The organism is Christensenella sp., assembly GCF_034927525.1.
Taxonomy (GTDB): Bacteria; Bacillota; Clostridia; order Christensenellales; family Christensenellaceae; genus Christensenella.
Window position 1 is genome coordinate 1 of record NZ_JAYFPU010000082.1, and the last position, 7137, is coordinate 7137.

At 49.3% G+C, this 7137-nt stretch carries 6 protein-coding genes and 2 pseudogenes; all 8 read left to right on the forward strand.

Annotated elements, in window-relative coordinates; genetic code table 11:
• A pseudogene (locus tag VB081_RS03025) lies at nucleotides 1-221 on the forward strand (guanylate kinase); the annotation flags it as partial.
• Nucleotides 222-253: 32 nt separating this feature from the next.
• Nucleotides 254-460: a DNA-directed RNA polymerase subunit omega gene (rpoZ, locus tag VB081_RS03030; RefSeq protein WP_323399372.1), complete on the forward strand. Its 207-nt coding sequence runs from the start codon at nucleotides 254-256 to the stop codon at nucleotides 458-460.
• Complete coding sequence (gene coaBC, locus VB081_RS03035; protein WP_442872699.1) at nucleotides 457-1650, forward strand: bifunctional phosphopantothenoylcysteine decarboxylase/phosphopantothenate--cysteine ligase CoaBC; 1194 nt, start codon at nucleotides 457-459, stop codon at nucleotides 1648-1650. Before rpoZ ends, coaBC begins: the two co-directional genes overlap by 4 nt.
• Before the next feature lie 45 nt (nucleotides 1651-1695).
• The gene (gene priA / locus VB081_RS03040; RefSeq protein ID WP_323399374.1) at nucleotides 1696-3903 is read left to right on the forward strand and encodes a replication restart helicase PriA; all 2208 of its coding nucleotides are present in this window, start codon (nucleotides 1696-1698) and stop codon (nucleotides 3901-3903) included.
• A 13-nt stretch (nucleotides 3904-3916) separates the two neighbouring features.
• Nucleotides 3917-4411: a peptide deformylase gene (gene def / locus VB081_RS03045; RefSeq protein WP_323399375.1), complete on the forward strand. Its 495-nt coding sequence runs from the start codon at nucleotides 3917-3919 to the stop codon at nucleotides 4409-4411.
• Nucleotides 4365-5360: a methionyl-tRNA formyltransferase gene (fmt, locus tag VB081_RS03050; protein ID WP_323399376.1), complete on the forward strand. Its 996-nt coding sequence runs from the start codon at nucleotides 4365-4367 to the stop codon at nucleotides 5358-5360. Before def ends, fmt begins: the two co-directional genes overlap by 47 nt.
• A complete protein-coding gene (gene rsmB / locus VB081_RS03055; RefSeq protein ID WP_323399377.1) occupies nucleotides 5361-6656 on the forward strand; it encodes a 16S rRNA (cytosine(967)-C(5))-methyltransferase RsmB in 1296 nt (431 codons plus the stop codon).
• Nucleotides 6653-7137, forward strand: a pseudogene (locus tag VB081_RS03060) (23S rRNA (adenine(2503)-C(2))-methyltransferase RlmN); the annotation flags it as partial. The gene rsmB and the pseudogene VB081_RS03060, both read left to right, overlap by 4 nt.

Below are 7137 nucleotides of genomic sequence, written 5' to 3' on the forward strand. Positions count from 1 at the left end.
ATCCGCAGGCAGTAACGATATTTATCTTGCCACCTTCGGAAGAAGCTTTGCTAAACCGCCTCAAAGGGCGCGGTACCGAAACAGAGGAACAGATCATGAAGCGTTTTGGCAAAGCAAAGGCAGAGATGGAATACGCGCAGCAGTATGGTTACAGGGTCATAAATGACGATCTTGATACGGCGGTCGCGGAAGTGAAAAGTATTATAGACAACGCATCATAATAAGTAACGCCATTGGGCGCAGGAGGAAGCAAATGATACATTTGGAATTGAACGATCTATTGAAAAAAGTCGACTGCAGGTATACGCTGATCGTAGAGACGGCGAAGCGTGCGCGGCAGATCATTGACGGTGCACAGCCGTTAACGGAAAAAGTCGATCCCAATCCGGTTTCGCAGGCTGTAAGCGAAGTACTGAGCGACAAGGTAACATACATCAGGGTGACAGACGGTATCAAATAATGCTAAACGGGAAAAACGTACTGCTTGGTGTAACGGGCGGTATTGCTGCATACAAAAGTGCATATGTTGCGAGCGGCCTCAAAAAAGCAGGCGCGGTGGTAGACGTTATTATGACGGAAGCCGCTACGAAGTTTGTTACGCCGCTGACGTTTGAAACACTAAGCGCGGCTCCGGTAACGACAGATATGTTTTCACGCGAAAAACCGTGGGAGGTAGAGCATATTGCGCTTGCGCAAAAGGCCAATCTTGCGGTGATCGCTCCGGCGACAGCAAATACGATCGCCAAGCTTGCGTGCGGTATTGCCGACAATATGCTGACGACGACGATTCTTGCATGTACATGCCCGGTTGTGATCGTACCAGCCATGAATACGGCAATGTACGAAAATATCGCAACGCAGGTCAATTTGCAGATACTGAAAGATCGTGGTTTTATCATCATGAGCCCGGCGGACGGCTTGCTTGCGTGCGGGACGTCAGGCGCGGGCCGGATGCGCGAACCACAGGAAATCATTGATTTTTTGCAGGAAGTACCGTTTAAGAAGGGTACGAGCCTTGTAGGGAAAAAAGTACTGATCACGGCGGGTCCCACGCGCGAGGCGATTGATCCGGTGCGTTATATCACCAACCGATCGTCCGGCAAAATGGGTTATGCGCTTGCAGCAAGCGCACTCAATGAGGGTGCGGAGGTCATGCTGGTGAGCGGGCCGGTGAACATCACAGCGCCACAGCAAGCAAGCCTCTATCCTGTGGAAAGCGCGCACCAGATGTATGAGCAGGTCATGAAGCTCAAGGAAAACGCCGATATCATCATCATGTGCGCGGCGGTTGCAGATTATTGCCCGAAGCTGTGTGAAGAACATAAGATGAAAAAGCAGGACACGCTGTGTCTGGAGCTTGTAAAGACGCATGATATCCTGTCAGAAGTAGGAAAAGATAAAAAGGCGTATCTGGTAGGTTTCGCCGCCGAAACGCAAAATATAGAGCAGTATGCAAGAGAAAAGCTTGAAAGGAAGAATCTGGACATGATCGTCGCAAATGACGTATCTGGTACGGAAACGGGCTTTGACAGCGATTACAACGCCGTGTCGGTATACAGGCGCGACGGCAGCACGGTGCATGTGCCAAAAGGACACAAAAATGATATAGCAGCATCTGTCATTCAGGAGATCGTCAAAAGCATCAGCTAAAAGCGTACATAGTACGCTTTTTTATTAGAACACGGAGGTTCTTATTTGTACGCAAAAGTGATCGTAGATATCTCCCACACCCAGGTCGACCGGGTGTTTGAATATCTTATCCCGCAGGAACTTCATATTGAACCGGGCATGCGCGTGAGCGTTCCCTTCGGCAAAAGCAAAATGATGGAAGGGATCGTGATCGGCCTTGCGCAGACACCGGAATTCCAGCCGGAGAAGATCAAGCCGATTCTCTCGACGCTGGAAGATTTTTGTGCACTTACGCAAGAGCAGATCGATCTTGCGTGTTTTATTAAGGATAAATACAATACGACGCTTGCCTCGGCTTTGCGTTTTATGATCCCCTCGCAGCTTCGCGGCGCCAAGGTCGGCGCGAAGACACAGAACATGGTCAGTCTTATTGTCTCAGGCGAGGAACTACGCGAAGCAAAAAGAGCACTTTACAAGCAAAATGGGGAAGTGAAATTCCCCAAACAGCTGGAGGTTCTTAATAAACTGAAAATGGAAGGACAGCAGCCGGCGAGTGAGCTCAACGCATCCGCCGTCAAATCGCTTGTACGTAAAGGTCTTGTTGCGACGGAAAAAGAAGAAGTATTGCGTACGCCCTTCAAGCACGCGGTCGAGCTGATCGAAGATTACACACTCACAGATACGCAGCAGGAGATACTTGATACGATCCGCACCTCCGGCGAAAAATCCTTTTTGCTTCACGGTGCGACGGGAAGCGGTAAAACGGAAATTTACATCCGCGTGATTCGCGATGCGCTGGAAAAAGGGAAAACAGCCTTGATGCTGGTACCGGAAATATCCCTGACGCCGCAGACGTATAAATTTCTAAAGCAAAGGTTTGCAGAGAAGGTTGCCGTATTCCACTCGGGTCTTTCGGCAGGAGAACGCTACGATGAATGGATGAAGGTAAAGCGCGGACAGGCAAGGATCGTACTCGGCGCGCGCAGCGCTGTGTTTGCGCCGCTTGAAAACCTTGGGGTCGTTATTATTGACGAAGAGCACGAAACAAGCTACAAGGCCGACAACTACCCCAAATACACTGCCCATGAGATCGCAAAAAAGCGATGCGATATGAATGACGCAATATTGATCCTTGGCAGCGCAACGCCACAGATCGAAACATATTACAGGGCATGTCAGGGCGAAATGCACATTCTGAAAATGCCGCAGCGATTGTTTGATCTCGCCCTCCCGTCTGTCGAAATCGTTGATTTGCGCAGAGAGCTCAGCGATGGCAACCGTACCGCCATCAGCGGCAGCCTTTACGAGGCGTTGAATGATACGCTTGCACAAGGAAAGCAGGCAATGCTTTTTTTGAACCGCAGGGGATATTCGACGTTTGTCATGTGCCGCTCATGCGGATATGTCGTCAAATGCGACAGCTGCGATGTAACGATGACATACCACAAATCACAGGATATGTTGAAATGTCATTATTGCGGCCGTACCAAAACACCGGAAAGCATGTGCCCGAAGTGCGGCAAGCCGCATCTTAAATATTTTGGCGTAGGTACGCAGCAGATCGAGGAACAACTGAGGGAAATGTTTCCACAGGCGCGTTTACTGCGCATGGATATGGATACGACGGGTACGAAGGATGCGCATTTAAAAATATTCGAACAATTTGCGGCACATAAAGCGGACATCCTGATCGGCACACAAATGATTACCAAGGGGCTCGATTTTGAGCGCGTAACGCTATCCGCGATATTGGCGGCAGATACCATGCTCAATATACCGGATTACCGCAGCGCAGAACGTACCTTTTCACACATTACGCAGATCGCAGGCCGCGCCGGACGAAAAGAAGCGGGCAAGGTGATATTGCAGACCTATAATCCCGATCATTATGCCGTGCAATATGCAAGCAAACACGATTATGACGGTTTTTACAGATATGAGATCAAAATGCGTGAGATGGCAATGCTTCCGCCCTTTTCAACCTATGTGCAGATACAATTTTCAGGGGAAAAAAACGAGCAGGTCGTAGCGGCTGTAAAAGAATTCATCAGGCAATTAAAAACCGTGATATTGCCGCATAAACATGGTATAATAAGTATACGGGCGGCGGAAGCCGCGATTAGACGAATCAGGAATATGGAGCGCTATAATATACTGATCCATCTGAAAAACGGGGAGGAAGACCTGATCCATTCGATCTATCAGGTGTTCAACCGGTTCCATTATCAAAATGTACTGGCCGGTATCGATATCAATCCGGTCAATATGGCATAAGCGGAGGACGAACGTGGCTACAAGAACAATTTTAGAGGGGGACAGTCCCAGATTACGTAAAATCTCAAGACCGGTCGGAGCGATCAACCAGAGGATCATCGATCTTCTTGATGATATGGCACAAACGATGTATGAAGCACGCGGTGTAGGTCTTGCGGCGCCGCAGGTAGGCGCTCTGAGGCGCGTTGTCGTGATCGACATAGGCGACGGGCTTGTGGAGCTCATCAACCCGGAGATCATTGAAACAGAAGGATCGCAAAGGGAAGAAGAAGGGTGTCTTTCCCTGCCGGACGATAACGGATACGTGATGCGTCCCGCTAAGGTTGTTGTACGCGCGCTCGACCGCAATGGCGATGTACAGGAATATACGGGCGAAGGACTGCTGGCGCGTGCATTCACGCACGAGATCGATCATCTGGACGGCGTCTTGTTTACAGATAAGATGGTGGAGCGTATTACCAATGATGATCACGACGGAGAACAGGACGAGCATGAAACAGAACTTTAAGATCGTATTTATGGGAACGCCGGATTTCGCCGTTCCCGTTCTTCAAATGCTGATAGATGAAAAATATGATGTGGCTGCCGTATTTACCCAGCCAGACAGGAAAGCCGGAAGGGGACATAAAGAATTGCCGCCGCCGGTCAAGGTGCTGGCGCAGCAGTATGGTGTTCCTGTTTTTCAGTTCGAGAAGGTAAGCAAACCCGAGGGAGCCGCTGCGTTAAGGGAGCTCAGGCCTGATTTGATGGTGACGGCGGCATATGGACATATCCTGTCGGAGGAGATACTTGCCATCCCGCAATACGGCTGCATCAACGTACACGCTTCGCTTTTGCCTAAACTGCGCGGCGCTGCCCCTATCCAGTGGGCGATCATCAACGGAGAGAAAAAAACGGGTGTAACGACAATGTACACAGTGCGTGCGCTTGATGCGGGAGATATTTTAGAACAGGAAGAAACGGATATTTCCGACGATATGACGGCGGGAGAGCTATACCATGTGTTAAGTGGAATGGGCGCACAGGTACTAAAACGTACGCTTGAAAAGCTTGCGGACGGCTCGCTCGTACGTGTGCCGCAGAACGAAGCGGATGCGACCTATTTTCCGATGTTCAAAAAAGGATTCGGTGAGATCGATTTTTGCTGCCCTTCGGCTGAGATCGTCAACTTTATCAGGGGGACAAACCCAGTCCCCGGCGCATATATGCGCTATGGCGAGGAAAAAATCAAAGTGTTTTTTGCGGCGGCAGTCGAATATCATGGGGCTGAACGCTGCGGCACTGTTATTTTCGCCGATGATAAGCAAGGGCTGGGCATCAAAACAAAGGATGGCCTGGTTTTGATAAAAGAAATGCAGCGTCAGGGCGGCAAACGTATGAGCACCAAAGACAGTCTGCGTGGCAAGAAGATCGAGGCCGGCTATGTGTTTTTAAAGAAAGAAGAAGAGGATCACTGATTGAATGCACGGCAGGTTGCGTTGGATGTGCTGTCCAACGTACTGAAAAATCAAAGCTATTTGAATCTGGAGCTGAAACGAGCTTTAAAACCGTCATGGACGATCGAGGACAGGCGGTTTATTACTGCACTTGTGAGTACGACGATCGAGAACCTGTGCCGTATCGATTATATATTGCTCAGCTTCACATCGGGAAAGCGTTTACATACCGTGATCCGCAATATACTGCGGCTGGGCGTGTGCCAGCTCGCTTTTTTTGAATCTGTTCCTGTTTCGGCTGCCGTAAACGAAAGCGTAAAACTGGTCAAAGGCAGCAATAAACCGCAGCTCAGCGGCTTCGTCAACGCAGTGCTGCGTAATATTTCGAAGAACTTAGGTAAGATCGAATACCCGGACAGAAAAAAGAATCCGGCGGAGTTTTTGCATGTGTTTTACAGTTATCCAAAATGGCTGAGTGAGAAATACATCGCCGAATATGGGGTCGATTTTACAGAACAGATGTTTTCTTATCGTGCGGACAGCTCGCTTACCTGTGTTCGCGTGCAGGAGAAGGAAACCTTTGCGCTAACAGATCAATTTTTGCCGGGCAAATATTGTGACGACGCCTATTACATCAGAAATGCGGCGAATATCGAAAATATGCCGATGTTTCTTGACGGTACGCTCACAGTACAGGGCGAAGCATCGATGCTGTGCGTACGCGCAGCGGGGATCCGTCCTGCGGACACCGTGCTTGATACGTGCGCCGCGCCAGGGGGTAAGAGTGCCTATGCCGCAAAGTTTGCCGCGGATGGCTATGTCCGTGCGATGGAGCTGCATACGCACCGTGCGCAGCTGATTGAAAAAACATTTGAACGCCTGCATACAAAAAACGCTGATATCCGTGTTGCGGACGCCTCGAAGTATGACAGCTCTCTGGGGAAATTCGATGTGGTGTTGGTGGACGCGCCGTGCTCTGCGCTGGGGCTTTTGTATCGCAAGCCAGACATCAAAATATCCAAAAATGAGGAAGACATAACAAGCCTTGTTATACTGCAGCGGGAAATACTCGATACATCAGCAAAATATGTTAAAAGCGGCGGCACTCTGCTGTATTCTACATGTACGATCGACAAGAAGGAAAACGAGGAGAATACAAATTGGTTCCTTGAAACGCATAAAGACTTCAAGGTAACCGACATAAAACAATACCTGCCCGCTGAATTGGCGCAATACGCAACAGGATGCAGCCTGCAGCTATTTCCGCACAGGGATGAGATCGACGGCTTTTTTATGGCGAGGCTGGAAAAGATATGAAAAAACTGCTCGATTATGGCCTGGACGAATTAAAAACGATACTGGAAGATATCGGCGAGAAACCCTTTCGTGCGCAACAGGTAATGCAATGGCTTGTGCAGGGAAAGCGGTTTGATGAAATGACAAACCTGTCCCTGCCATTGCGCGAAAAAATGAAGGACAGCTTTACAGAAGGTTATGCAGACACCGTCAAGGTATTGACCTCAAAAGATGGTACCAAAAAGTATTTGTTTGCTTTTGAGGATGGATGTAGTGTTGAAAGCGTCTTTATGCAAAAGAATTATGGCAATACGATCTGCGTTTCCACACAGGTCGGATGCCGCATGGGCTGCGCTTTTTGCGCATCCGGCACAGACGGTCTGGTGCGCAATCTAAGCGCAGGAGAGATGCTTTCCCAGATCATTGCTGTGAATGCAGATCAGGGAACAGGGCGTAATATTACGAATATTGTATTGATGGGTATGGGCGAACCATTTGACAA